At 60.1% G+C, this 24,401-nt stretch carries 22 protein-coding genes; 9 read left to right on the top strand and 13 right to left on the bottom strand.

What is annotated here, in order from left to right:
- Nucleotides 1-123 precede the first annotated feature (123 nt).
- The 3 genes from QZ383_RS03785 to QZ383_RS03775 form a co-directional block, all read right to left on the bottom strand.
- The gene (locus tag QZ383_RS03785; RefSeq protein ID WP_291443176.1) at nucleotides 124-1,119 is read right to left on the bottom strand and encodes an NAD(P)H-dependent glycerol-3-phosphate dehydrogenase; all 996 of its coding nucleotides are present in this window, start codon (nucleotides 1,117-1,119) and stop codon (nucleotides 124-126) included.
- Between the two features lie 7 nt (nucleotides 1,120-1,126).
- Nucleotides 1,127-2,692: a M99 family carboxypeptidase catalytic domain-containing protein gene (locus tag QZ383_RS03780; RefSeq protein ID WP_291443174.1), complete on the bottom strand. Its 1,566-nt coding sequence runs from the start codon at nucleotides 2,690-2,692 to the stop codon at nucleotides 1,127-1,129.
- A gap of 298 nt (nucleotides 2,693-2,990) precedes the next feature.
- Nucleotides 2,991-3,188: a heavy-metal-associated domain-containing protein gene (locus QZ383_RS03775; RefSeq protein WP_291443172.1), complete on the bottom strand. Its 198-nt coding sequence runs from the start codon at nucleotides 3,186-3,188 to the stop codon at nucleotides 2,991-2,993.
- 80 nt (nucleotides 3,189-3,268) lie between these two features.
- On the opposite strand from QZ383_RS03775, the gene QZ383_RS03770 reads away from it, so the two are divergent.
- Nucleotides 3,269-5,602, top strand: coding sequence for a heavy metal translocating P-type ATPase (locus QZ383_RS03770; protein ID WP_291443170.1), 2,334 nt, complete (start codon nucleotides 3,269-3,271; stop codon nucleotides 5,600-5,602).
- A 165-nt stretch (nucleotides 5,603-5,767) separates the two neighbouring features.
- Nucleotides 5,768-6,964: an MFS transporter gene (locus tag QZ383_RS03765; protein WP_291443168.1), complete on the top strand. Its 1,197-nt coding sequence runs from the start codon at nucleotides 5,768-5,770 to the stop codon at nucleotides 6,962-6,964.
- A 51-nt stretch (nucleotides 6,965-7,015) separates the two neighbouring features.
- On the opposite strand, the gene QZ383_RS03760 is transcribed toward QZ383_RS03765, so the two are convergent.
- From QZ383_RS03760 to QZ383_RS03735, 6 genes are all read right to left on the bottom strand, one after another.
- Nucleotides 7,016-7,342 carry a multidrug efflux SMR transporter gene (locus tag QZ383_RS03760; RefSeq protein WP_291443165.1) on the bottom strand — a complete coding sequence of 109 codons (327 nt, stop codon included), beginning with the start codon at nucleotides 7,340-7,342 and terminating at the stop codon, nucleotides 7,016-7,018.
- Nucleotides 7,339-8,223 (bottom strand): tRNA (adenine-N1)-methyltransferase, encoded by an 885-nt coding sequence (locus QZ383_RS03755; protein WP_291443163.1) that lies wholly within the window; start codon nucleotides 8,221-8,223, stop codon nucleotides 7,339-7,341. Before QZ383_RS03755 ends, QZ383_RS03760 begins: the two co-directional genes overlap by 4 nt.
- Nucleotides 8,224-8,291: 68 nt before the next feature.
- On the bottom strand, nucleotides 8,292-10,013 hold the full coding sequence (gene ade, locus QZ383_RS03750) for an adenine deaminase (RefSeq protein ID WP_291443162.1): 1,722 nt from the start codon (nucleotides 10,011-10,013) through the stop codon (nucleotides 8,292-8,294).
- Between the two features lie 182 nt (nucleotides 10,014-10,195).
- Nucleotides 10,196-12,634, bottom strand: coding sequence for a PBP1A family penicillin-binding protein (locus tag QZ383_RS03745; RefSeq protein ID WP_291443160.1), 2,439 nt, complete (start codon nucleotides 12,632-12,634; stop codon nucleotides 10,196-10,198).
- Between the two features lie 204 nt (nucleotides 12,635-12,838).
- Nucleotides 12,839-13,156, bottom strand: a complete 318-nt coding sequence (locus QZ383_RS03740; protein ID WP_022657697.1) for a TusE/DsrC/DsvC family sulfur relay protein — start codon at nucleotides 13,154-13,156, stop codon at nucleotides 12,839-12,841.
- Nucleotides 13,157-13,413: 257 nt separating this feature from the next.
- On the bottom strand, nucleotides 13,414-14,064 hold the full coding sequence (locus tag QZ383_RS03735; RefSeq protein ID WP_291443159.1) for a CBS and ACT domain-containing protein: 651 nt from the start codon (nucleotides 14,062-14,064) through the stop codon (nucleotides 13,414-13,416).
- 142 nt (nucleotides 14,065-14,206) lie between these two features.
- On the opposite strand from QZ383_RS03735, the gene QZ383_RS03730 reads away from it, so the two are divergent.
- The 3 genes from QZ383_RS03730 to QZ383_RS03720 all read left to right on the top strand — a co-directional run bounded on the left by QZ383_RS03730 (nucleotide 14,207) and on the right by QZ383_RS03720 (nucleotide 17,063).
- Entirely contained in the window at nucleotides 14,207-15,367 is a 1,161-nt protein-coding gene (locus tag QZ383_RS03730; RefSeq protein ID WP_291443157.1) for a LarC family nickel insertion protein, read from the top strand.
- A gap of 157 nt (nucleotides 15,368-15,524) precedes the next feature.
- Nucleotides 15,525-15,980: a hypothetical protein gene (locus QZ383_RS03725; protein ID WP_291443155.1), complete on the top strand. Its 456-nt coding sequence runs from the start codon at nucleotides 15,525-15,527 to the stop codon at nucleotides 15,978-15,980.
- Between the two features lie 273 nt (nucleotides 15,981-16,253).
- Nucleotides 16,254-17,063 carry a DJ-1/PfpI family protein gene (locus tag QZ383_RS03720; protein ID WP_291443153.1) on the top strand — a complete coding sequence of 270 codons (810 nt, stop codon included), beginning with the start codon at nucleotides 16,254-16,256 and terminating at the stop codon, nucleotides 17,061-17,063.
- A gap of 204 nt (nucleotides 17,064-17,267) precedes the next feature.
- Here the strand turns inward: QZ383_RS03720 and QZ383_RS03715 are convergent, their stop codons facing one another.
- From QZ383_RS03715 to QZ383_RS03700, 4 genes are all read right to left on the bottom strand, one after another.
- Nucleotides 17,268-18,473, bottom strand: a complete 1,206-nt coding sequence (locus QZ383_RS03715; protein WP_291443151.1) for an FprA family A-type flavoprotein — start codon at nucleotides 18,471-18,473, stop codon at nucleotides 17,268-17,270.
- 98 nt (nucleotides 18,474-18,571) lie between these two features.
- Entirely contained in the window at nucleotides 18,572-18,709 is a 138-nt protein-coding gene (locus tag QZ383_RS03710; protein ID WP_022657703.1) for a rubredoxin, read from the bottom strand.
- Between the two features lie 80 nt (nucleotides 18,710-18,789).
- Complete coding sequence (locus QZ383_RS03705; RefSeq protein WP_022657704.1) at nucleotides 18,790-19,170, bottom strand: desulfoferrodoxin; 381 nt, start codon at nucleotides 19,168-19,170, stop codon at nucleotides 18,790-18,792.
- Between the two features lie 223 nt (nucleotides 19,171-19,393).
- Nucleotides 19,394-20,854 carry a phosphodiester glycosidase family protein gene (locus tag QZ383_RS03700; protein WP_291443148.1) on the bottom strand — a complete coding sequence of 487 codons (1,461 nt, stop codon included), beginning with the start codon at nucleotides 20,852-20,854 and terminating at the stop codon, nucleotides 19,394-19,396.
- A gap of 172 nt (nucleotides 20,855-21,026) precedes the next feature.
- Between QZ383_RS03700 and QZ383_RS03695 the strand changes: the two genes are divergently transcribed.
- From QZ383_RS03695 to flgM, 4 genes are all read left to right on the top strand, one after another.
- On the top strand, nucleotides 21,027-21,899 hold the full coding sequence (locus tag QZ383_RS03695; RefSeq protein WP_291443147.1) for a methylenetetrahydrofolate reductase: 873 nt from the start codon (nucleotides 21,027-21,029) through the stop codon (nucleotides 21,897-21,899).
- A 127-nt stretch (nucleotides 21,900-22,026) separates the two neighbouring features.
- Complete coding sequence (locus QZ383_RS03690; RefSeq protein ID WP_291443146.1) at nucleotides 22,027-23,406, top strand: MFS transporter; 1,380 nt, start codon at nucleotides 22,027-22,029, stop codon at nucleotides 23,404-23,406.
- A 167-nt stretch (nucleotides 23,407-23,573) separates the two neighbouring features.
- Nucleotides 23,574-24,008: a DVU0524 family FlgM-associated protein gene (locus QZ383_RS03685; protein ID WP_291443145.1), complete on the top strand. Its 435-nt coding sequence runs from the start codon at nucleotides 23,574-23,576 to the stop codon at nucleotides 24,006-24,008.
- Nucleotides 24,009-24,040: 32 nt separating this feature from the next.
- On the top strand, nucleotides 24,041-24,355 hold the full coding sequence (gene flgM / locus QZ383_RS03680; protein WP_291443142.1) for a flagellar biosynthesis anti-sigma factor FlgM: 315 nt from the start codon (nucleotides 24,041-24,043) through the stop codon (nucleotides 24,353-24,355).
- Nucleotides 24,356-24,401 lie beyond the last annotated feature (46 nt).

Raw genomic sequence — 24,401 nt, 5'->3', positions numbered from 1 at the left:
GCCGGGCTTGCGGCTGCCGAAAAGCTCCAGAACTTGCTGCATCAGAGAAACGGAAAACAGCATTTTGCACTGCAAAATGCATGTTATAAGGAATGGTGCAAGGTTGGGGTGGAGTGTGCTGCGTTATTCGTCACGCAGGCGGCGCGACATAAGATTGTGCAGCACTTCTTGGGGGTCGCTGTCTTCATACAGAATGCTGTACACGGCGTCTGTAAGCGGTGCGTCAACTTCAAGCCTGCGGGCAAGCTCGTGAATGGCGGCGGTGGTTTTAACACCTTCAGCCACCATGCCAAGGCTGGTCGTGATATGTTCAAGCTTTTCACCGCGCCCCAGCCGCAGGCCTACCTGGCGATTACGCGAAAGGTCGCCCGTGCATGTGAGGGTGAGGTCGCCAAGGCCCGAAAGCCCCATGAAAGTGTGCGGCTGTGCCCCTCGGGCAAGCCCCAGGCGGCTCATTTCTGCAAGACCACGGGTAATGAGCGCCGCGCGGCTGTTGTGCCCTAGGCCGAGGCCGTCACAGACGCCAGCAGCTATGGCCATGATATTTTTGACCGCGCCGCCCATTTCAACGCCCATCACGTCGGTGCTGGAGTAGCAGCGAAAGGAGCTGCCGGAAAATATCTGTCGCAGCAGGTGCCCCAGAGCCTCGTCCGCCGTGGCCAGAACCACGGCCGTGGGCAGACCGCGCAGAACGTCCGCCGCAAATGACGGCCCGGAAAGCGCCGCGTAGCGTGGTGCAAGATGCCCCAGGCTCTGCTCCGTCACCTCAGCGCACGTGGCGAGGTTTGCAGTTTCAATACCCTTGGCGGCGTTTACCAACACCACATTTTTGCGGAAGAAGGCGACGTTGGCGGCAAGCCAGCCCCGCAACTGCTGACAGGGTACGGCCAGCACAACGATCTCCCGGCCCAAGACGGCAGGGTCAGTGGTTGCTGCAAGGCTGGGATGCAGGGCAAAGCCTGGCAGATAGCGCGGGTTTTCGTGTTGTTTGCACACAGCCTCGGCCACTGCGGCATCGCGCAGCCAGAGGCTGGTCTTGTAGCCGTTTGTTGCCAGCAGGTGGGCCAGGGCCGTGCCCCAGCTTCCGCCGCCAGCAACGCAGATTTCAGGATTGGACATGGTCGGCTCAGAACCCCAGATTTGATTCCTGCCCCGGTTTGTCGGGCAGTCTGTCCGTGGGAATGGATGGAGTTTCCTTGCTTGTCAGGCGGTTGCTGCCTGAACCAAAACGCACCAGAAACATGCCGCTGAAGCGCTGGTCTTTGTATACTTCAACGCGATATAGCCTGCCCTGGCGGTCAACGGAAAAGCGGGACTGAAAATCCTTGAGGGTCATGGTCTCTCCGCTTTCGTCCTTGCGGCCGCTGTCATAACCGATGGCGTTGACGCGGTAGCCTTCCGCGGGCTGCACGAGCAGGCTTTTAGTCACCTCCAGCACCTGCCCGAAGGGTGCCTCGGTTTCGTGCCCGTCAGCCAATACCCGCATGCCCGTGATGCTATGATCCATTTCGCGCCAGTCGGGGCGGATAAGCGTGATCATGCGGTTTCCATAGTGCACGCAGTACTGGCCTTCCTCGCCCTTGGCGCAGGGCAGCACTGCCATGATGGGCTTGGATGTGACCGCCTGTGCTGGAGCATCCTTGGAGAGCGGCAGCAGATTGATGGCCGGACGCACGTCTTCCAGCGGCAGAAAAACCTTGTTGTCGGCAAAGGTGACGTCAAGTTTGTCCAGCAGGGCTTCGCGCACTCCCTCGGGGGTAAGCGCAAAGCTGCGTGTAAATTCCACCCCGGCCTGCGCAAGAAACGATTCCACCATCAGCAGATGATAGTATGCCCGCACTTCAACAGGAAATTCCTTGCTGGCTTCCAGCCCAAAGGCCGCCTTTCCTTGCCGTACGGCGTAGTAGGAAAGGCTTTTGTCCATCTCGTGATCGCCCTCGGCAGTTCTGGTATTATGCACGTGCAGGGCATGTTGCGGCGAGAGCAGCTTGCTGTTGGCCGATTCTGCGGCCTGCCGGGCTTCATTCCCCAGTGAACCCATGAACACGCCGTCAAGCGCTTCCTGATCAATGATGACTGACTGCCCCCAGCGGTTGGGGTTGCGCAGTTTGTCCTCAAAGGTGGGGCGGTAATACCCGCTGCCATCGTGCAGGTTGAGCACCAGAGCCACGCGGGGGTGGCTTATGAGTTCCTGAATACGGCGCACGGTGCCGAATTCGGGGTCGCGGTTGTCGAGCTTGGCGAATTTGCGGTTCATGTCGCCGTGCAGCCCGCGCGATCTTTTGATAATGCTGGGAAAGTTGAGATTCGGCACAACCCACAGCACGCCCTTGCGAATGGTGTAGTGCGTGGTCAGCAGTGTCGCGGCAGAAAATCCACCCGGTTCGTCCCCCTGAATGCCGCCAACCACCAGCACCACCGGCGAAGCAGGAGTCGCCTGCTGCACGGCGGCATCAGTATCAGCGTTTGCAGCAACACTGTCGTCAGGGCGTACAACGGCGGGGATGGCCTGCGTCAGTTCCGGGGCGTCGTCGCCCAGTCGGATAGTTGTAAAGTCCAGCGTAAAGTTGCCGGGTGCAGCCACAGAGGGTGCAGCCACCAAAAAACAGCACAGGAAAAAGAACAGAAGGGCTTGAAAAATGCCCTTGCCCGCGCACAATATGCTGATGATGCGTGTGGTTTGTGTTTGCATGCCTGTGGTGTTTCGCGCTGAAGGTGCAGTGGATCAGTGACCGTATTTGACTGCCAAGAACTACGCTATTCGGCAGAAAACGGCAAGATGAACGGGGTCTGAACGCGCAATGCTGAGGCAACTGGCGGCGCGGAGGCATGAGGAATTTTGCGCGCCCTTGCCTGCGCGGCGTCTGCAAAAAACGCACAGGTGCCAGCGTGAAACAACGACGCGCTGCCGTGCATGGTTTGAAAACCAGCAACCTGGCAGCGCGCCGCGAATGGTGTAGATCTGTGACCCTTGTCACAGATTCGGGAGCTTATTCCGGGTCAAAACCAATGTTGATGATGGCAGTTTTCAGGGCCTGCATATCTACGGGCCCGCTTTCTTCAAAGCGCAGCTCTTTATCCTCAAGGCTGACCTGGGGATTGGCAACGCCAGATATCTTTGCCGCAGCTTCTTCCACAGCGGCCTTGCAGTGGCCGCAACGCATGCCATTGACTTTCAGGGTTTTCATCATATCCTCCATACAGGAATGAGTTTTCATTTTCATCTACAGCTTACTCGCCGCCATACGGAATGACAAGTGGAGAACCCATGAGTACAACTACGGATAAAGCCTGCCCTTTGCGTTTTGACATCAGCGGCATGCACTGCGCCGCCTGCTCCTCGCGCATTGAGCGGGTGGTGGGGCGCATGGAAGGGGTGGAAAAAATCAGCGTGAACCTTGCTGCCGCCAGCGCCGAAGTGTGGCCTGGCGATGGGCAGGACATCGATTTGCAGCAAAGGATAATGGAGCGTGTGGCCGCCCTTGGGTTCAGCGCGTCTCCCGTTGCGGACGATGACGCCGCCCGTCAGTTTGAAGAAGGCAAGGCCAGGGCTGCGGCAGACATTCAGGCCCGTTTGCGCCGTCTGCTCCCCATGGTCGCATTTGCGGTTCCCCTACTGGTTATATCCATGGGGCACATGCTCGGCCTGCCATTGCCGCAGGCGCTTGATCCTCATCTTTCGCCACGCGCCTTCATGTTGGCGCAGCTTGTGCTCACCTTGCCCGTAGTGTGGCTGGGCCGCCATTTTTATGTGGATGGCATCAAGGCCCTCCTGCGCAAGGCTCCCGCCATGGACAGCCTTGTGGCCGTAGGCACGGGCGCTGCCTTTTTGTTCAGCCTTGGCAACACCCTGCTGGGGCTTGCTGGCAGCGAACCCATGACCCGCGCCATGAACCTGTATTATGAATCCTGCGCTGTACTGCTGACCATGATCGAATTCGGGCAGTATCTGGAGGCAGTTGCCAAGCGTCGCGCGGGTGATGCAATGGGCGCGCTCATGAGCCTGACGCCGGAAACAGCCCTGCGGCTCAATCCTGACGATGCCGCCGCCACGCCGGAAGAAACACCTCTGGCTCAGGTGCGCGTGGGCGATCATTTGTTGCTGCGTCCTGGCGGGCGTGTGCCCGTTGACGGCACCGTACTGACCGGCAAAAGCGCTGTTGATCTGTCGCTGCTCACGGGTGAATCCATCCCGGTACCCATCGGGCCGGGGGACAAACTGGCTGCGGGCAGCGTAAACGGTGAAGGCTCGCTGACCTTTGTGGCCGACGCCGTGGGCGGCAACACCCGCCTTGCCCGCATCATACGGCTGGTGCGCGAGGCTCAGGGCAGCAAGGCCCCCATCGCCCGTCTGGCCGACAGGGTAAGTTTTTATTTTGTGCCCGCCGTTATGTTTATTGCCCTTGTGGCGGCCCTTGCATGGCTTGTGCTCAGCTCTGAACCCATCACAACGCCGCTGACGATTTTTGTGGCTGTGCTGGTCATGGCCTGCCCATGCGCCATGGGCCTTGCCACGCCCATGTCCATCATGGTGGGCACGGGGCGGGGCGCGCAGCTTGGCGTGTTGATCAAGAACGGCGCTGCACTGGAACAGGCCGGGCATATCAGTGTGCTGGCCGTGGACAAAACAGGCACCCTCACCACGGGCAAACCCGTGCTGACAGGCGTGACCCTGCTGGATGCCCCTGCGGGCATGGACGAAAATGCGCTGCTTGGCATGGCTGCCTCGCTGGAGGCGCGCTCCGAGCATCCGCTGGCCCTGGCCCTTGTGGGCGCTGCAAGGGAGCGCAACCTCGCATCCCTACCCGTGGATGATGTGCAGGTTGCGCCCGGCATGGGTATTTCTGGCCGTGTGAAGCTTGATGGCGTGGATTACGGACTTGCCGTGGGCAACAGAACATTCATGACTGAGCGCGGGCTTTCCGTATCGGAAGAAGCGCAGCAAAAGCTGGCCCTGCTGGCCGAGGCGGGGCAGACGCCCCTGCTGCTGGCCCTTGAAAACAATGGCGGAACCAGCCTCGTGGGCATTCTGGCCCTTGCGGACGCCCTCCGGCCCGAGTCCGCTTCAGTGGTGGCGGCCCTGCGCGGCATGGGCGTGCGCGTGGTCATGCTGACGGGCGACAACGAACGCACCGCAAAAGCCGTGGCGGCGCTGGCCGGCGTGGAAGAGATCGCCGCAGGGCTGCTGCCCGCAGACAAGGCCGCCTATGTGCGCCGGATGCAGGATGAAGGGCATGTGGTGGGCATGGTGGGCGACGGCATCAATGATGCCCCGGCTCTGGCTGCCGCCAATGTGGGCATGGCAGTGGGCACGGGTGTGGACGTGAGCGCCGAAGCGGGCGACATTGTGCTCATGCGGGACGGCATGGAAGCCGTGCTCACGGCTCTGGCACTCTCGCGCGCGACCATGCGCAACATCCGCCAGAACCTCTTTTGGGCATTCGGCTACAACGTGCTCGGTCTGCCTGTGGCGGCAGGGCTGCTGCACGCTTTTGGCGGCCCCATGCTTTCGCCCATGCTGGCGGGCACTGCCATGGCGCTTTCTTCCGTTTCTGTCGTTACCAACGCTTTGCGCCTGCGTTTTTTCAAGATCACACGCTAGGCAAGGCCCCTGTTTCAGGCATTGCGGATCAGCCTTCAGAGGTATACACCCACACGGTTGCGCTCCATTGGGGCGCAACCTTATTGTTTTAGAACTGTTACCGCCTGAAATGGCTGTTTGACGGGGGCAAGCCCGCCTGCGCCTGTTTCGCGGCAAGGACGCTGCATGGTTCCTGTTTATTACTGGCTTCCTGCTCTGGGCTGCCTGGGCATGGGCTTTATGTTTCTGAACGTATCTGCCGTGGCGGAGCAGTTCAGGAGTCTTTTCAGCCTCAATTACGCAGGGCTTGGTGTCTTTCTCAGCGCGCCCTTTTGGGCGCATACGTTGGTGCAGGTTCCTGCGGGCCTTGTGGTGGACAGGCTGGGTACACTACGCACACTGGCGCTCTCGGCTCTTTTGTGCGCCGCTGGCGGCTTTGTGCCCTTGCTTCTGCCGCACAACATGGTTCTGGCCGTGTGCATGCGCATGCTCATCGGGCTGGCTACGGGCTTGCTGTTCCTTTCAATGGTTTCCGCCGTCAAAACCCTGTGCCCCCCGGCCTTTATGAGCCGGGCGCAAGGCTTGCAGGGCGCGGCATTCAGCCTGGGAACAATGGTTCCCTTTATCGTGCTGCCATATTTTGGTGAAAGCGGCTGGGCGGCAGCCTATAGTCTGGGTGGCCTTTTGTCCGTGGCCTTGCTGGCTTCGCTCCTGTGCCCGCCCCTTGCGCCGCTGCGCCGGGAAACCAGAACAGAACCGACCTCTGCGGGCAATGTGCTGCGCGTGCTGGGGCAGGTGGCGCGCAACAGGCGGCTGTGGTTTATCGGCTGCTGTCACGGATTTTCTTTTGGCACCATAACGGCTCTGGGCAACTGGCTTTCCGTGATGCTGGCGGACAGCGCCAGTTCTGGGGCCGTTGCAGGCAGCAGCAACGCAGAAGCCTGGGCATTGCCGACAAGCCTTGTGCTGCTGGCAGGCACAATGGCGCGGATTGCTGGCGGCGAGCTTGGCCGCGCCGTGCCCAAGCAGAAACTACTTGTGGGCTTTGTGCTTGGCATCGGGCTTTTTTATCTGCTTCTGGCTCTGGCGGGCAGCACCTGGATGTTGCTGGCCTGCGCCTTTGCCTTGGCTGTGTGCTGCGGCGGCACCTATGCCTCTGTTTTTACCCTGACCATTGAGGCCGCTGGGGCCAGCCATACGGCAACAGGCATCGGCTTCATGTCCATGCTTGCCAACTGCGTGAATGTGGGGCTGATTCTGTTGCTGGGCGTGGTGCGCGAATACTTGGGCGGCTTTGCTCCGGCGCTGGCGCTTAGCAGCGTGTGCGTGCTGCTCCTGCTTTTGTGGGGTCGTTCCATCACGTGGCAATGCCGGGAAGAATAAAAGCGAAGGCCCGCCAGTTGGCGGGCCTTCGTATATGCACTACTTGCGGGATCAGGGCGTCATTGCTTTCAGCACAACCACGCCGCCAATAATCATGGCAACGCCCAGCGCTCGGCCCCAGTTGAGGGCATCGCCAAACACAAGAACGCCAAGAATGAATGTTCCCGCTGCGCCTATCCCCGTCCACACGGCGTAGGCCGTGCCCATGGGGATCTGCTTTTGAGCCAGAAAGAGCAGCCAGCCGCTCAGGGCCATGCTGGCAACGGAAAGGGAAATGGCCGCCACACGCCATGCGGGCGCTGTTTGCGCCACCTTGAATCCGAGGGGCCAGCCGATCTCGCACAAGCCCGCTGCAATGAGCACTACCCAGGGATTCATTCCATATCACCTTCAAGAGCTTCAGGGGCTTCGTCAGTCAGACCAAGGCGGGCCTGACGGGCGGCTTCCTGCTTGCGCTCACGCGTGCCCATGGGCTTGCGCGAATCAAAGTCCGCGCTGCGATTCTGCTGGCGGGCAAAGACCAGAAAACCCGTGTGGGCCGTCATGCGGTCTTCGGGGCGCAGGCGGTCAGCCACGGGCTTCCAGCGGCGGATAAGAATCTCGCACACTTCCACATCGGCAAAGGGGCCACGCTCAAGGCCCAGCAGCAGTTTGCTCACCTGGTCAACTGTGGGCAGCAAAAAGCCGAAGCTCGCACCAGGGCGCACTGCGGCCAGGGCATGGTCGAGGTATTCCCACGGGGTGCGCACATCAAGGAAGAGCGCGTCCGCACCGGTCACGGCAAAGCCTTCGGCCACATCGCGGTTGTGCAGTTCCACATTTTCGCCCACGCCAGCCCACTCAAGGTTGCGGCGCGCCAGCTTCATGAATTCCTCGCGGGCCTCATGGCTCACCACGCGCCCGGTGGGGCCGCAGAACCACGAAAGGCCCGTGGTCAGGCCGCCGGAACCGCAGCCCGCCTCTATGATGGTACGCCCCGGGCCAGCGCCGAGGCGCAGGCAGATATAGGCGATATCCTTGGGGTAGATGATCTGCGTCTGACGCTTGAGGCCCTTGAGGCGGTCATACAGGGTGGCTTCCATCACCTGGATGGGCACATTCTGGTTGGTGTAGACCACAGAGCCAAGGTCAGCCTGCGCCACCTCGGTGGAAACAAGGGTGCCATCATTGCTATGCCAGTCCTGGCCTTCAACGAGGCGTTTGACATAGCGGCGGCCCTTGGGGGTTACATAGACGACAAGCGTACCGAAGGGAATCATGAGGTTCCTTTATTAGCTGCTTCAGGGCCGCGCAAGGGGCGCTTCCCTCAGGTGTCAGAAAAAATGCTTCAGGGCCGCGCTGCCGCGTCTACCGAAACAAAGCGCCAGTCGGCAACGGAAAAAAGACCCCGCGCCGTCAGCTTGAGCGAGGGAATCACGGGCAGAGCCATGAAGCTCAGGGCCATGAGCGGAGCCACATTGGCCGGAATTCCGTGCCCGTGCAGCAGACCGTGGATGGCATCCAGCGCGCGTACCACGGTTTCCGGGGCTTCGTGGGTCATCAGCCCGGCCACGGGCAGGGGCAGTTCCTCAAAGATCCGGCCTTCGCTCGCAACTGCGATGCCGCCGCCCATGGCGGCAACCCGGCGCACGGCGGCCAGCATGTCTGCATCGTTATCGCCGCAGACCACAATATTGTGCGAGTCGTGGCTTACAGAGGTTGCCACAGCCGCGTTGCGCAGGCCGTATCCGGCCAGAATACCCACGCCCACCTTGCCCGTGGCCTTGTGGCGTTCCACAACGGCCAGTTTGCACAGGCCTTCGTTCTGGCGGGCGTCAAAAAGTCCATTGGTGCAGGTGACGTCGTGCTCTTCGGCATCCGTCACCAGAGAACCGGGGTGCAGGCGGATAACCCGGGCACGGCCCGATGGCAGGGGCAGCGCAAATACATCATCCGGCAGGGGCGCAAGCCGCACCGTATTGGTCAGGTCTTTTAAGGGGGGATCCGCCAGCAGGGCGAGCATGCGGCCCTCCGCAGCAATCTGTCGCCCGCCCGCAAAGGTCATGCGCACGTTGAAGGACGCCAGGTCGTCAACCAGCACGCAGTCGGCGTCATAGCCGGGGGCAATGGCCCCCTTGCCTTGCAGCCCCTCGGCCTCGGCTGCATTGAGGGTGCACAGGCGCACCGCCGTGACGGGGTCCATGCCCAGGGCTACGGCCTTGCGCAGCACTTCGTCCATATGGCCCGCCGTCAGCAGCTCGGAGGCGTGGCGGTCATCGCAGCAAAAGGCGCAGCGGTGGCAGTTGCCGGGCGTGACCAGCGGGGCCAGCGCGGGCAGGTTGCGCGCTGCGGAGCCGTCACGCAAAAAGATGCGGCAGCCGCGCATGAGGTTCTGGTGAAATTCTTCAGCGGTGGTGCACTCGTGCGTATTGGCAATGCCCGTGCACAGGTAGGCGTCAAGTTCCCTGCCCAGCAGGGCCGGGGCGTGCCCGTCAACGGGCTTGCGCCGCGAATGGCTCAGGGCAATCTTTTCAAGCACTTCCGGGTCGCCGCTGAGTACGCCGGGGTAGTTCATCATTTCGCCCAGCGAGGCCACGTGCGGGTCGTCCATGAAGGGAGCCAGGTCTTTGGCTTGCAGCACTGCGCCGCTGTCTTCAAAGGGAGTGGCCGGGACGCACGAGGGCAGGGCCAGAAAGATGCTCAGGGGCAGGGTCTGGGCGCTGGCAAGTAAGAAGCGCAAGGCCGCGGTGCCGCATACGTTCGCCAGTTCGTGGGGGTCGGCCACCACGGATGTGGTGCCGTGGGGCAGGGCCATTTCGGCAAAGCGCGCCGGAGTGACCATGCTGGATTCCAGATGGATGTGGGCGTCAATGAAGCCGGGCAGCAGATAGGCCCCCTGGGCGTCCACCACCTCGCGGGCTTCGCGCTGGCCGAAACCTAGAAAGACCCCATCGCCGATGGCTACGGAATCCTGCCGCACCAGACCGGAAAAAACATCAACAACCCTGGCGTTTGTGATGAGTATATCCGCCGGTTCGTGTCCGGCGGCCATGTCGATACGGTGTTTCATGGAGGTCTCCGCCCCGCAGGGAAGGCTGCACCACGCCGGGGCGCTTGCAGGATAGGAATTTCGGCTTTTGCCGTGTGGTCTTGTCTGCGCCAGCGTCACGCACGGAAGCTGCATAGCCTTTCGGCTGGTGCAATTCCGTGCGTGACGCTGGCTTTAAACGTCTGGCTTCTGAGTTCTGCGTTCTAGAACATCTGGCGCATCAGGTCTTCGCCGCCTTCCGAGGTATCCACTGCCGTTCCATCAGCAGTGGTGGGGGAGGTCGCAGATGCACCCTGCATGGGCTGGTCGGCCTTGAAAGCCAGACCATCGGCCATCACAATACCCTCGGGCATTACAAAGTCGTCCTTGGGGTAGCGATCTTCCACTTCACTGCGGTAGTAACGGAAGATGGGGGCGGCAGTACGCCCGCCCTGTTCAAGGCGGCCAAGGCTCTGCACCTGATCGTAGCCCACGTAGACGCCGGTCACGAGGTAGGGCGAGAAGCCCATGAACCACGCATCGCGTTCATCATTGGTGGTGCCGGTTTTACCCGCTATGATGCGCCCATCGATTTTGGCGCGCCCGCCAGTGCCGGAATTGACAACTTCCTTGAGCAGAGTGTCCATAATGTAGGCGTTCTGGGGGCTGACAGCCTGCCAGTGCTCCACTTCCTGCCTGTAGAGCACCCGGCCCTGCGGGTCGCTGATGGAGGTGATGATGCGCGGGCGCACCCCCAACCCCTGGTTGGCAAAAGCTGCGTAGGCCTGCGTAAGGTTAAGCGGCGACACGGCCACTGCGCCGAGGCTGATGGCCAGCTCCTGCGGAAAATGCGGTTCAAGCCCCAGAGCCTTGGCGCGCTGCACCACATTGGCTATGCCCACCTGCTGCGCCACGCGCACTGTGCAGGTATTGCGGGAAAGGGCCAGAGCCGTGTGCAGGGGCAGTTCTCCCTTGTAGTTGTGTTCGTAGTTCGAGGGCCGCCACACTTCATTGGTGTAGGGGTTCACATACACAAAGGGCGCGTCCAGCACCGTGGAGGCAGGCGTAAAGCCAAAGTCCATGGCCGTGGAATAGACCACGGGCTTGAAGCTGGAACCTGGCTGACGCCGGGCCTGCGTTGCGCGGTTAAAGTGGCTGTCGCCAAACTGGTAGCCGCCAATGAGGGCCACAACGTCGCCGCTCTGCGGTTCCACGGAGGCAATGGCCCCCTGCACCAGCGGGTCCTGCTGCAAGCGCAGATGGATGGGGATATTCTTTTTGACCGTAGAGGAATCAAAAGGAATGGTTTTCTGCTCTTTGCGGCCCTTGGCATTGGTTTCCGTAACCGTGATTTCTTCTGCGGAAACCCAGATTACATCGCCAACCGCCACTACCTGACGGGGGTCTTTGATGGCTGGCGCGTTGGCGGCCGCAACCTTGGGGTTGGGCTTGCGCGCCCAGGACATGGCCGAAACCGGCACGATGCCCGTATAGCCCTGGCCCAGCGCCACCTTGACTTCCTTGGTGTCCACGGCGGTCACAAGGGCTTTCACCCAGTCGCCGCCAGCGAGATCAAGGGGAGAAAACTGGTTTTTCGCCAAAAATTCTTTTTGCTTTGCAGGGTCAAGCTGCTCCACTGGACCGCGCCAGCCCTGGCGCTTGTCCAGTTCTTCCAGCCCACGGCGCAGGGCCGCGCCAGCTGCGGTCTGATGTGCTGGATCCATGGCCGTTTGTACGGTCAGGCCCGCTTCATACACATAATCCGCGCCGTACTTGGTGGTTTCCACCCCCAGAGCGCGGAGGTTGGATTCCGTAAAAAATTCCACCAGCAGGCGGCGGGCTTCTTCAAGATACCACTGGGCCGCACCACCCATGCCCTCGGGCATGCTCCAGTAGACCAGCGGCTCGGCCACGGCCTGATCATATTCGGCCTGGGTGATCCATTTGAGGTCGCGCAGCCGGCCAAGCACGTACATCTGCCGGTTCTTGGCTTCTTCCGGCCTGCGGAAGGGATTGTAGGAACTGGGGGCCTTGGGCAGGCCCGCGATGACGGCGCTTTCGGCCAGGGTGATGTCAGAGGCGTGCTTGCCAAAATAGGTGCGGGCAGCCGACTCCACGCCAAAGGCGTGTTCACCCAGATATATCTGGTTCAGATATATGGTAAGGATCTGATCCTTGGTGAAGTTTCTTTCAAGCTGATAGGCCAGAATGGCCTCTTTCATCTTGCGGGTATAGCTGCGCTCGGATGTGAGCAGCAACTGCTTGATGAGCTGCTGGGTTATGGTGCTGCCGCCCTCGCCCTGGCGTCCTTTGCGGAAGTTGTTGATGGCGGCGCGCGCGATGGCCACGGGGTCAATGCCCATGTGCCTGTAAAAGGCGTCGTCTTCCGCAGCCAGAAAAGACATGGGCAGATAGCGCGACATATCCTTGAGGCCAATGACAAAGCGCTTTTCGTGATAGAGGGTGCCAAGGGTTGAGCCGTCACGCGCCAGAACGACAGTAGCCTGCGGCTGCTTGTATTCGGCGATACGGTTCAGGTCGGGCAGGTCGCGCGAGGCCCAGTAAAAAAGCATGGTCACCGCGCCGCCGCCCAAAAGGCCGCAGACTATAACGATGCCCATAAACCAGAGGGCGCATTTTTTCAGGGACAGACGAATTTTCATGGCAGGGCGATACCGTTTTTTTGGCCCGGCGTAAAGGGAGGGGAGCGGAGCGCGGGCTGATGAGAAGATATGAAATGTTGCCAGAAAGGCAAGCCCCGGCGGGTGCCCCGCACGGTATGGGCGGCGCATGCCCGCGCAGGGCGGTATGGGCAAAAAAAAGCGGAAGGTTTCCCTTCCGCTTTTTTCCAAAATGTTGCGGCTGGACTACACGCAGCCAGTGGGCTTGGGCAGGCCGGCCATTTTGCAGGCGCCTTTGCCGGGGCCGGAGGGGAAGAGTTCGTACACTTCCTTCAGCTTGTAGCCGGTGTTCTTGGAAAGAATACGGACCATGGGGGCGATGCCGTTCTTCTTGTAGTAGTCCTGCAGGAAGTCAAGGATCTTCTGGTGATCAGCGTTGATCTCAGAGATGCCTTCGGATTCCTTCACATAGTCCATCCATTCGGGGCACCAGTCGTCAAAACGCAGAAGGAAACCGTCTTCGTCAACTTCAAAGCTTTTACCTTTATAGGTGATCTCAGCCATGCGTGTGTCCTCCTTGGACAGCTATTGCTCAACCTCGCCGGGGCGGACGCCCAGGCGTTGCACAACCGGATATTTCCGGCCGAATTCCTCCGTTGGGCGCGAAAGCATACCGCAATCACAACGAGAGTCCTTATGACACAAATAATTTTTGATGGCAAGTCCTGTGCATCTTTTTTGCTCTTGCCCCACTTTTTTTGTTGCGGCTTTTGTTGAGTAATTCAGATGCGATAGGATAAATATGATTAAATTGTAGGGATTTAGTGCTGGCAATAGAGCACTTTGCCGAGCTTGCCGACACCGTCCATAAGCTCCTGCTCGGCCTTGGAATTTTCAAGGTCGCGCACACGGATGAACAGTTGGCGATTGCCATCGGTGTTGGAGACGGTCAGCACCGAGAGCAAACGGGCATTGTGCGCGCGCAGGAGGTCAAACAGGGGGCGCGCCGTGCCGGGCTGGTCGGGCAATTCTATGGCAAACTGCAAGCCGCCCATGCGTGCGCCGGTGATGTCGACCAGGGCTTTGAAAACATCGTGGTCAGAAATGATGCCCACAAGCTTGCCGCTGTCGTCCACCACCGGCAGGCCGCCAACCTTGTTGTCCAGCATGATCAGGGCTGCCTGCTCGACAGTGTCGGTCGGTTTGACGGTGATGGGCTTGGCCGTCATAATGTTTTTGGCCTTCAGCTCAGCCAGCAGATAGTGCATTTCGTACATGTCGAGCGTGGTGGCCTTGGAGGGGGAGGCGTCGCGCACGTCGCGGTCAGAGATAATGCCAACGACCTGACCGTTTTCATCAACAACCGGGATGCGGCGGATGTGGTGATCCTTCATGAGCTTGCCCACTTTGAGCAGCGATGTATCGGGGCCAACGCTGACAACATCGGTGGTCATCCAATTCTGTACAGGCATGCTTCCCTCCGGGGGGATATGTTTCAGGTTATAACGGCGTGGTCGCAGCGACCCGCACGATCCTTTTATACACCAATGTGCCGAGGCTGCACAAGTGCGCGTGCTCAGATTGCGTGCGCAGACAAATTTGGAAGGGGCCGATATGCTTTTATATCTTGATTGCTCTGGCGGCATCAGCGGGGATATGACCCTTGCGGCCCTTGCGCACCTTGGGGTGGATTATGCCCCGCTGGCTGCTGCTCTGGCCCGCGCTGGCGTGGATTGCCGCATTGACGCCAGGGGCGAAACACGGCCCGGCGGGCCGGGGAAGATGGTTGCCGTAAGCTGGAATGCCGAAGGGCAGCCATTGCGGCATCCGGCGGATATCGCCGCCATCTTTGGAAGGGTTGACGTCTCGCCCGGCGTGCGCAGCTGTGCGCTGGCAGCCCTGAACGCCCTGACTGAAGCCGAGGCGCACGCGCACCAGATTGCTCCAGCTGAGGTGCATTTTCACGAGGTGGGCGCCATCGATACCCTCGTGGATATTCTGGGTGCGGCCTATGCCGTGGAGGCCCTGGGCGTGAGCCGAATATGCGCCTCGCCCCTGCCGTGGTTTACCGGAAGCGTTGAGTGCGCCCACGGGCGCATCCCGCTGCCAGCGCCCGCAACGGCGTACCTTATGCGCGGCAAACCGGTTTTTGCCACAGATGCGCGCGAGGAGCTTGTTACGCCCACGGGCGCAGCCCTGGTGGATGCGCTGGTAGACCAGTTTGCTTCCGGCCCGGAGGGCGTTGCCGTAGCGCTTGGCACGGGCTACGGCTCCCGCCCAGCGCCCACGGGCCTGAGGGCGTGGCTTGTGGAAGACGGCGCAGGCGGCGCTGACCATGTGCTTGGCGGGCGTGAGAAGGTCATGCAGTTCGAGACCCACATTGATCACCTCAACGGCGAAGACCTGGGTATGGCGCTGGAGGCGCTCTCCGCCATGCCGGAGGTTCTTGACGTGCTTTGGCTGCCGGGCGTGGGCAAGAAGAACCGCCCTGCCGGATTGCTGCGTGTGCTGTGCCTGCCAGTGCAGAAAGATGGTGTGGAAAATGCCGTATTGCGCCACACCCACACTCTGGGCCTGCGCGTGCAGACACTTGATCGCGTGGTTGCACCGCGTCGCGCCGTTTCAGTGGATATGGCGGGGCAGAGCCTTGCAGCCAAGGAGTATTCCATTGAAGGCCAAACGTATGTGCGTCCCGAGGCAGACGCGCTCAAGGCCGCAGCCCGGCGTAGCGGCGTGGGCGTCCCGGCCCTGCGCAACGCGCGTGCCAAAAATTGATGGGTCTCGGGGCGCAAGGTCTGCTCTTTGTATGCTGCGGATTGGCGCGCTAACGGCTTTTTAACATAAAGTTCCATAGCATGGCTGCCATCTTGCGTACAGGCTCAAGCTGGCGTAAGGAGGCAATGGGCGAAATGCCCACCCAAGGAGGAACTTTATGCGTATGAAATATGTGTTGAAACCGTTGGCGCTGAGCGCCCTTGCCGTTGGCCTGCTCTTGGTGAGCACCCCTGCCGTGCAGGCGGCCCAGAATGGAGATGCCCCCCAAGGTTACAAACAGAAGGGCGACCGTGACGGGCGTCATTATGACCGCAAGGACAGCAAGAACCACCCCAATGGGCGCATGGACGGGCGCCACGACAATCGCAGTGAGCAGGGCGAAAAAATGGGCAAACCCCGTTACGACAGCGACAAGGGCGACCGCCGCAGCCCCCGTGGCGATGAGATGGGCCGCCCGCGCGATGACCGCCGCCCTCCCCGTGACGGTCAGATGAATGGTCAACAGAATGGGCAAGACCGCCGTCCCCCGCGCGACATGCAGCAGCGCGACTCCCAGAAGGGGCAGCGCCCCGCTGCGCGTCCTGCCGACAATGACGATGACGTGCGCAATTAGTTCCGGGGGGTTCCCCAGCTAGAATTCGGGCGGTGTGTTCTGCATGCCGCCAGTCACGATAAAAGCCTTCCGTTTCGGAGGGCTTTTTTATTTGGTCTGCACTCCTGTTTTTTGCTGGCGTCCGATACTCCTTTTCCGCATGAACATGCATATTGCAGCATTGGCAGAAAGGTCAGATTTATTGTCATTGTTGCCAGGCGTTGCCGTGCTCTAGGATGGGTGCATAACTTCAACGCCGGGGTGCTCCATTGCCCGGCAAACAAGGAGACGTGTATGCACCAGAATATTCAGCGCAGTCTGCAACCACTGGCCCTCTTGCTGGCACTGCTTGCGGCGTTCTGGACGATTGGCGCAGAGGCGCAGGCCGGGCAAACCTCCGCTCAGGTGGAAAATGGCAATATGTACGATGCCGTTCCCAAGCCTGCCTCAAGGCATCTGACACTTGGCGTTTTGCTCTTTCCCGGATTTGAAATGCTGGATGCCTACGGCCCCATGGAAATGTGGGGCAGCCTCAAGCATGCGCCCACCCGTTTTTGGGGCGAAGAATCTGACCGCGTGGACATCAGGCTCGTGACTGTAGCGGCGGAGAAGGGGGCGGTGGCTTCCAATCAGGGGCCAAAAACGCTGGCGGAGTACAGCTATGCTGACGCCCCTGCGCTGGACTGTCTGCTTGTTCCAGGTGGCATAGGCGTTATCCCCTTGCTGCAGGACAAAGCAACCCTGAGCTGGGTACGGGCGCAGGCCAAGAATACCAAACTCGTCATGTCTGTGTGTAACGGGGCTTCACTGCTTGCCGCCGCAGGGCTGTTGGACGGCAGGCTTGCCACCACCAACAAAATGGCCTTTAAGGCGTCCATAGCCCCTGGCCCGAAGGTGAACTGGGTGCCCAAGGCCCGCTGGGTGGATGACGGCTCGGTTGTGACATCATCGGGAGTTTCTGCCGGTATGGACATGACCCTGGCGGTTATAGCCCGCCTGTTCGGACAGACCATGAGCGACTGGCTTGCTCTCGTGACGGAATACGAGCCCCACCGTGACCCTTCCTGGGATCCTTTTGCCGCAAAGGCTGGACTGGCGGAGTAGCATGGCCTGACATGCCTGCCACGTTTGGCTGCCGATTGCAGCGGCTGGGGCAATTACGCGGCATGGCCTGATTGGAGCGCGCCGCAGGCAAAGGCTTGCGGCAGCCTGATTGCACAACACGCCGCTACTGGTGTGCGCATCATAAAAAAACAGCAGCGCCCGCATATGGGGGCGCTGCTGTTTTTTGTCAGGGGCTGTCTGGACTTAGCCCTGGCATTTCTTTTTGAGAGCGCCCGCAATGGTGACGCCCATCTGGTGGCAGGCCTTGAGGGCCTCGTGATCGGGCCGCCAGTTGCACTTCACGGGTTCAGCGGGCATTTCCATATTCATGGAGGCAAGCTGCTCGTGCAGGAATTTGGGGCCTTCGCCCGACCAGCCGTAGGAGCCAAACGCGCCGCCGATGCGGTTCAGGGGGCGCAGACCCTTCATATAGGTAAGCTGGGCGGCCATGAGGGGCAGCACGGTATTGTTGTGGGTGGGCGAACCGGCGATGACCGCGCCGCAGTCTGCCAGTTCGGTCATGACGGCGCTGTGGTGGTTCTGCTTCACGCTCATGATGCGCGTGGGAACGCCGTTTTCTTCCAGGCCGCTGCATATGGCGTAGGCCATGGTTTCAGTGGACTGCCACATGGTGTCGTAAAAAACGAGCGCGCGCTGCTGGGGCTTCTGCTCGGCCATGGCGCGGTACATGTCGATGATGCCGCGCACGGCCTTTTCACCCCTCTGAATGAGGCCGTGGTCAGGGGCGATCATGTCAATATCGAGCTTTTCAACCACGGGCAAGGTCTTGAGAACCATGGGGGAGTAGGGCAAAACAATGTTGAAGTAGTATTCCTTGACGCGGCGCGTGTATTCGCCGTCATCGCCGAATTCATCAACAAAGCGCGCGGAACTGGCGATGTTCTGACCAAAGATGTCGTTGCTGACCAGCAGCTTGTCTTCGGGAATGTAAGAAACCATGCTGTCGGGCCAGTGCAGCATGCGGGTTTCCTGAAACACGATGGTGCGTTTGCCGATGTTGATGCTGTCGCCGCTCTTCACGGCCTGCACGGGCCAGTCTTTGCAGTCAAAATAGCCAGCCATCGACTTGAGGCCGGTCTGCGACACAAAAATCTTTTCCGGCTTGCAGCGCTCAATAATGGCTTCCAGCGCGCCAGCGTGGTCCAGTTCCATGTGGTTGCAGATGATGTAGTCGATCTTTTCCGGCTCAAGCACCTGGGCCATGCGGCACAGCAGGGTGCCCTCGCAGCCCGAGGCAACGGTATCAAGCAGGACGTTTTTTTCGTCCTTGATCAGATAGGCGTTGTAGGTCGAGCCGTCAGGCGAGCGGGAATATCCGTGAAAATCCCTGTGATCATAGTCGACAAAGCCGACCCAGAAAATATCTTTTTTTATTTCTACTGGCTGCATGATGTGTCTCCGCAGTGTTGGGGAAGCCCCTTCTATAAAAATCCCCGCCCTGCCTTAGGGCAAGGCAAAGCGGGGGAAAGAACGGGGAAAGAAAAAAATTAGGCAGGGGTGAACTGGTCTTTACCCACGCCGCAAACGGGGCAGGTCCAGTCATCGGGCAGATCTTCAAAAGGCACGTTGTCGTTTTCAGCGGGGTCGTATTCGTAGCCGCAAACGCCGCAAACATACTTTTGCATGGCATGTCTCCTGAATATATAATTGTGGCTTGATGCCGGTGTAACAAATGGGAACCTCGCGGTTCCTGCATCAGAAAAAACTAGTTCTCCGCCTTCCAGTGACCGTGCAGATTGCAGTATTCGCGGGCGGTAACCTTGGCAGCGTCAATGGCAAAGAAGGCTTCGGGCGCATCGCCGGGCTTCAGGAACTTGGTGTAGCTCCTGCCGTCGGCCAGCAACTCGATCCATTCAATGTAGTGTTTTTCTTCCATGGGGTGGGCAACGCTGCCGACCTTGACCATGTAGCCGCCATCAACCTTTTCGATAACAGGCACATGCTTTTCAAGCGCGCCGTCGGTTGCGCCTTCGACCATCAGCTTCATGGGGTCGCCACAGCAGACGATGTCTGCGCCGCCGCCATGGAGAACTTCAACGATATTGCCGCAGTGGGTACACTTATACACTTCGAGTTGCGTGGGCATGAGTCCCTCACTTGTTTTGACAGGTTAGCTTGGGGGGAGGCGGCTGAGCATGCCGCAATCAGCGCGTTCAGCCCCTTACCAAGAAATATTGTGAAAGAAGTGGCCCCCGATGTAAAGTCTTTTTTTTAACATTGATAATTATTATCAACAAATGGGGCGAGGCAAAGAGTTCGTGAAAAGCCCATGAAAAGCCAATTTCCCGGAGTCGAAGCTGGCCGAAAAACTACTCGTTCTGCCCCTTGGGTAAACTTGCGCCTTCCGGGCTGGATGCCGGAGGGGCAATGGACGTGCCCGGTTCTGTGAGCGGGGCAGTAGGGGGAGCCGATTCTGCCGGGGAAGCCTTGGGTGTTTCAGACGGGGCAGCGGCGCTTGCTGCGGCGTCCTGGGCTTGCGCAGGCTGAGTTGCGTTTGTCGGAGCAGCCTCGGCGTCAGAAGCGGCTTCTGTCTTGGTGGGGGCAGCCATGTTGGGTGTAGTGCCTGAAGGAGCTTGCCCGGAGGGATTGGTCAGTACCGGTTGCGCAGGAGTGTCGGTTGCGGGCTGAGCTTGATCCGCATTTGCTGCAGGTGCTGGCGCAGAAGCGGGGGGCGCTTGCATTTCCACAGGTGTTGCGGGCCTTGTGTCCACGCTGCCGGGAGTGCCGCCAGCGTTGCCGCTGGAATTTCCTTCAACGTTTTTGCGGCGCGCGCCAAGCACATTGGGCAGCACTGCCCGCAGATCGCCAGTCACCAGCAGGCCGCTGGGGCTCAGGCCCACAAGCTCGCGGGTCAGCGCCGCGGAACGGACCAGCAGGCCAGCCTGGCCCCCGCCTTCCACATACATGACGGTGCGCACGTTGAGGGGCAGGTGCAAGACCTGCTGCGCAAAGGAATAGGCTTCCACGGGCTGGCGGCAGTGCATGAAGAGAATCTGCCCGTCACCGTCCTGCGCCACTGCGGAAATGGAGTAGTGCGGGCCGCCGGGCGACCAGAGGATGCGCCTGTCGGCATTGATCATGCGGTAGTTTTGAATCACAAGATCATAGTGATCCATCTGCTGCCGCCACAGGGGGCTGTCGCGGTCAAGGATGGCTGCCTTGGGCAGGGTGGGTTCATCCGGCCCGGCCACAAAAAAAGCGCCAAAACGCTGCACCACGCGCCCGTTGTTCACATGCGAACCCTGGCGCATGTAGCCAGTGCTGGTGGAAGCGTCGGGCAGGTACATGCTGGCGTTGATGGCCGCAACAAGGTTGTACTGTTCGCCCCACTGGTTCAGCTGGCGGGATGGGCCTCCATCCTGCGCGCGGGAGCAGAGGGTAAAGTCAAATGCGGCAGGGTCAATACGCAGGACGGTGAGGCGGGCATCCCCTTCGTTGAGCTGAAATTCGCCAAACAGAAGGCCCGGTTCAAGCTCCCGCCAGTCGGCCCGGCCCTGGGCGTCCACGCCCCCTTTGGCGGCAGCGGCATCTGCGGGCTGCATGGCGTGAGGGTCCGCGGCAGGCTGCGCAGGCGCGCGGCCCTCGGCGGGCAATACCGCACCGGGGGGCTGATCGCCCTGCTGGTCTGGCGCGGCAAGGCCGGGCCGGGGCGTGGCTATGGTGCAACAGACAATCAGGGCAGCCAGCCAAATGGTCGGCAGACTGCGGATTACCCGCCACGCGGGCCGGATTGCGTCCGTTGCTATAAAGAAAAACTGCCGGGTATTCATGTCTTGCCGTCTATTTTTATTGTCCGTAACCTGCATTACGACCGCTTTTGCCATTTGGCAAGGTGCGATGGCACATTTTTATTGACATATCAATTTATCTTGATATAAACATAAACAATCACGCCGCAGTAATTTATCAGGCTGCGGGCATATCGCGCCAAGGAGTCTTTCCATGCATATCGGCAAAATGATCAGGGAACTTTCGGCCCCTTTTTACTCTTTGGAGTTTTTTCCTCCTTCTGACACGGCCCAGTTGCCTGATTTTTATGCCACGGTGGATCGCCTGCGCGCGCTCAACCCCCTGTTTGCGTCAGTAACCTACGGTGCGGGAGGCGCGCGTCAGCAGAATACCCTTGCCGTCACGGCAGAGCTGGCGCGGCGGGGCATTACTGCCATGGCGCATCTCACATGCGTGGGCGCGGAGCCGCAGTCCATTGCCGCATTTTTGCACGATTTGCAGGCTTCTGGCGTCAACAACGTGCTGGCCTTGCGCGGCGACCCGCCCGCCGACAAGCCATGGGACTGGAACAACGCCCACTTTCGCCATGCCTCTGATCTGGTAGCCTTTGCCCGCGAGCAGCAGCCCGGCCTGGGCATAGGCGTAGCTGCCTATCCCGCTCCGCATCCCGAATCGCCCACCTTTGCGGACGACAGACGCTGCACGGCTGAAAAAATGCGCGCCGGGGCGGATTTTGCCCTGACCCAGTTATTTTTTGACGCCCGCGAGTATGAAGACCTGGTGAGCCATTTGCGCGGGCAGGGCATTGCCACGCCAGTCATCCCCGGTATTCTGCCCATTCAGAGTTTTGACTCGCTGCGGCGGGTGCTCTCTCTGTGCGGGGCCAATATTCCTGGCAAGCTCTATCTTGCCCTTGAGAAGGCCAATAACGATGGCGGGGCGGAAGCCGTGCGGCAGGTAGGTCTTGACTACGCGGTGCGGCAGATACGCAGTCTGCTTGATGCCGGCGCGCCGGGCATTCACCTGTATACATTGAACAAGGCTGATATGTGCCTGCGGCTGGCCGAAGCCGTAGGCACGCTTTAGGCCTGTTGCCTTTGAGGATATGCGTTTTCAAAGCTCCAGGACGTTCGCTCAGATTCTGAACCGCGCAAATTGACCAGGCATGCGGGGCGTATTGACCACCCCGCATGCTCGAGGCTACTCTGCCGCCATGAGTTCATCTATCGAAAAAGGACACGGCTGGCTGCTTGTGGCCGTGTGTACCTCCCTGTTTTTTATGCCGTTCATGATGGCCGGAGTGAACGCCGTGCTGCCGCCACTGGGGCAAAGCCTCCATGCCAGCGCGCGCGAGCTGGGCCTCATGGGGGCCTTTTACTCCATGGGCCTGGCTGTGTTTCAGCTGGCCAGCGGCAGCATGGGCGACATCTGGGGGTATCGGCGCATATTTTTGTGGGGCATCGCCCTGTTTGCCCTTGCCGGGGCCTTGCTGGGTTTTGTCAATTCTGTGCCGCTGTTTCTGCTGCTGCGCTTCGTGCAGGGTGTGGGCGGAGCCATGTTCAACGCCTGCGGTCTGGCCCTGCTGGCCTCGGCGGCTCCTGAGGGGCGGCGCGCCTCCTATCTTGGCTACAGCGGATCGTCCGTATACGCCGGTATTGCCTGCGGGCCGCCTGTGGCGGGTTTTGTGGCCGGGTGGCTTGGCTGGCAGTGGCTGTTCTGGGGCAGCGCCCTGGCGTCCGTGGGTGTGCTGCTGCTGATGAAATACCGCGTCAAGCTTGAATGGCGCATGGCCAAGGGCAAGCCCTTTGACTGGAAGGGCTGCTGCATTTATGCGGGCGCCATGACGGCCCTGACTTTTGGCTCGTCCGAGTTGGCCGACGCTCCGGCTCTGGCTGGCGGCCTGCTGGTGGCCTTTGTGGGGTTGATGGCTGCTTTCTGCATCAAGGAACTCCGGAGCGACTATCCCTTGCTTGATCTGCGGCTGCTTGCCCGCAACAGGGTTTTTGCCCTGTCGTCATTGGCTGCCTTCATCAACTATAGTTCGTTTTTCGGCATCGTGTTTTTTTTCAGTCTGTACCTCCAGTTCGGACGCGGTATGACCGTGCAGCAGGCCGGGCTTTTTCTTGCGCTCCAGTCTGTGATGCAGGTCATGACTACCCCCGTGGCCGCGCGGTTGTGCGGCAGGTTTGAACCGGGCAAGGTCAGCGCGACAGGCATTGCCCTGTGCGGGTTGGGCCTTGTTGTGTGCGGGCTTTTGCGGGTGGATTCGCCCATGTACGTGCTGGTTCTGGCCCAATGCCTGCTCGGGGTTGGCATCAGCCTGTTTGCGCTGCCCAATACCACCATTATTCTTGAGAGCGCGGGGCGCGACCGGGTGGGGCAGGCCGCAGGGCTCACGGGCGCTGTGCGCACAGGCGGCCAATTGTTCAACATGACGCTCATAACGCTGACCCTTGGGCTTTTTCTTGGCAGCGAGCCAGCCGGAACGCATAATATTGATGCCTTTATGGGTGCCATGCGCGTTGACCTGATAATCTTTGGCGTGCTCAATCTGTTGGCTGTGGGCTGCGCACTGGCCCGCAACCGCCGTTGATCGTCTTTTTTATCGCACGTTGGTCATCCGCTGACCGCCTGTGCTCTCGCGGGTTGTCTGCCGCGCCTTTTGGCAAAAAATGCGTCAGGCCCGTAGAGGAAATGTCTTGGGGCAAGTCTAAAGTTTTTATCGCTTCTGCCGTAAAGGGTTGAAGGACGGATAACGCCATGGCCGACGCAACCTCCGCGCAACTGCGCATGATGCTCCAGGGGTATGAACAGCAGCTGCTGGCAGCCCGGCGTCTTGCAAGGCTCAGAATGCGGCGCAGAGTTGCCGAAGGCGATGACCCCGGCGACCCGGATCCTTCTGCCAGCCGCCACATGATGGTTGAGAAGGTCGCCCGCGAACTCTACGAAACCCTGCTCTATACCGGCAGCGACAACCCTGTGGTGGAAGAAATCCGCCAGGAAATTGGCCGTGAAGTGGGGCAGGAAGTGCAGTTTACCTATCCGCCAGGCGGCAGACTGCGTATAGTGGGGCAAGGGCCGGAAGGTCTGGAACCTTTATCGGATGAAAAACTGCGTGCGACCCGTAACGCCCTGTGGCGCGTCACACGAAAAAAAGTTGATGAAAGCATGCTTGACGAACCACCCGCCATTTAGGTCGGCAGCTGGTTGAGCAAGCGGAGAGAACTATGGAAATTCAGGGAAAGATCAATAATTTTCTCGATCCCTACGGCAACACGGCCAACCTTGAAAAGAGCGGCGAGACCAGACTGAAAGGCAGAGCCAGCGGCACGCCTTCTGAAGGTTCGCAAGGGGACACAGTCAGCGTATCACAGGAAGCTCAGCTGCTGACGGAAGCCCGACGTACAGCCCAGAATGCGCCCGATGTGCGCGCCGAAAAGGTGGAAGCCTTGCGTATTCAGGTCTCCAACGGCACGTATAAGCCTGACAGCAAACTTATTGCCGCCAATCTTGTGCGTGAGGAGCCGGGTCTGTTCAAATAGGGCATGCCATGACGCGGATTTTTTGAATCCGCGCGTAGCAGACAAT

Origin of the sequence: Desulfovibrio sp. (genome assembly GCF_019422935.1) — a bacterium.
GTDB lineage: Bacteria > Desulfobacterota > Desulfovibrionia > Desulfovibrionales > Desulfovibrionaceae > Desulfovibrio.
Note: the sequence above shows the minus strand (reverse complement) of the source record. Positions and strands in the feature narration are given on the sequence as shown.

Coding starts and splice junctions, on each gene's coding strand:
- QZ383_RS03785 (WP_291443176.1), bottom strand. CDS start 1,119: ATGTCCAATCCTGAAATCTGCGTTGCTGGCGGCGGAAGCTGGGGCACG.
- QZ383_RS03780 (WP_291443174.1), bottom strand. CDS start 2,692: ATGCAAACACAAACCACACGCATCATCAGCATATTGTGCGCGGGCAAG.
- QZ383_RS03755 (WP_291443163.1), bottom strand. CDS start 8,223: ATGATTCCCTTCGGTACGCTTGTCGTCTATGTAACCCCCAAGGGCCGC.
- QZ383_RS03765 (WP_291443168.1), top strand. CDS start 5,768: ATGGTTCCTGTTTATTACTGGCTTCCTGCTCTGGGCTGCCTGGGCATG.
- QZ383_RS03705 (WP_022657704.1), bottom strand. CDS start 19,170: ATGCCCACGCAACTCGAAGTGTATAAGTGTACCCACTGCGGCAATATC.
- QZ383_RS03775 (WP_291443172.1), bottom strand. CDS start 3,188: ATGAAAACCCTGAAAGTCAATGGCATGCGTTGCGGCCACTGCAAGGCC.
- QZ383_RS03725 (WP_291443155.1), top strand. CDS start 15,525: ATGCGTATGAAATATGTGTTGAAACCGTTGGCGCTGAGCGCCCTTGCC.
- QZ383_RS03715 (WP_291443151.1), bottom strand. CDS start 18,473: ATGCAGCCAGTAGAAATAAAAAAAGATATTTTCTGGGTCGGCTTTGTC.
- QZ383_RS03700 (WP_291443148.1), bottom strand. CDS start 20,854: ATGAATACCCGGCAGTTTTTCTTTATAGCAACGGACGCAATCCGGCCC.
- QZ383_RS03710 (WP_022657703.1), bottom strand. CDS start 18,709: ATGCAAAAGTATGTTTGCGGCGTTTGCGGCTACGAATACGACCCCGCT.
- QZ383_RS03770 (WP_291443170.1), top strand. CDS start 3,269: ATGAGTACAACTACGGATAAAGCCTGCCCTTTGCGTTTTGACATCAGC.
- QZ383_RS03730 (WP_291443157.1), top strand. CDS start 14,207: ATGCTTTTATATCTTGATTGCTCTGGCGGCATCAGCGGGGATATGACC.
- QZ383_RS03745 (WP_291443160.1), bottom strand. CDS start 12,634: ATGAAAATTCGTCTGTCCCTGAAAAAATGCGCCCTCTGGTTTATGGGC.
- QZ383_RS03685 (WP_291443145.1), top strand. CDS start 23,574: ATGGCCGACGCAACCTCCGCGCAACTGCGCATGATGCTCCAGGGGTAT.
- flgM (WP_291443142.1), top strand. CDS start 24,041: ATGGAAATTCAGGGAAAGATCAATAATTTTCTCGATCCCTACGGCAAC.
- QZ383_RS03735 (WP_291443159.1), bottom strand. CDS start 14,064: ATGCCTGTACAGAATTGGATGACCACCGATGTTGTCAGCGTTGGCCCC.
- QZ383_RS03740 (WP_022657697.1), bottom strand. CDS start 13,156: ATGGCTGAGATCACCTATAAAGGTAAAAGCTTTGAAGTTGACGAAGAC.
- QZ383_RS03695 (WP_291443147.1), top strand. CDS start 21,027: ATGCATATCGGCAAAATGATCAGGGAACTTTCGGCCCCTTTTTACTCT.
- QZ383_RS03720 (WP_291443153.1), top strand. CDS start 16,254: ATGCACCAGAATATTCAGCGCAGTCTGCAACCACTGGCCCTCTTGCTG.
- QZ383_RS03760 (WP_291443165.1), bottom strand. CDS start 7,342: ATGAATCCCTGGGTAGTGCTCATTGCAGCGGGCTTGTGCGAGATCGGC.
- ade (WP_291443162.1), bottom strand. CDS start 10,013: ATGAAACACCGTATCGACATGGCCGCCGGACACGAACCGGCGGATATA.
- QZ383_RS03690 (WP_291443146.1), top strand. CDS start 22,027: ATGAGTTCATCTATCGAAAAAGGACACGGCTGGCTGCTTGTGGCCGTG.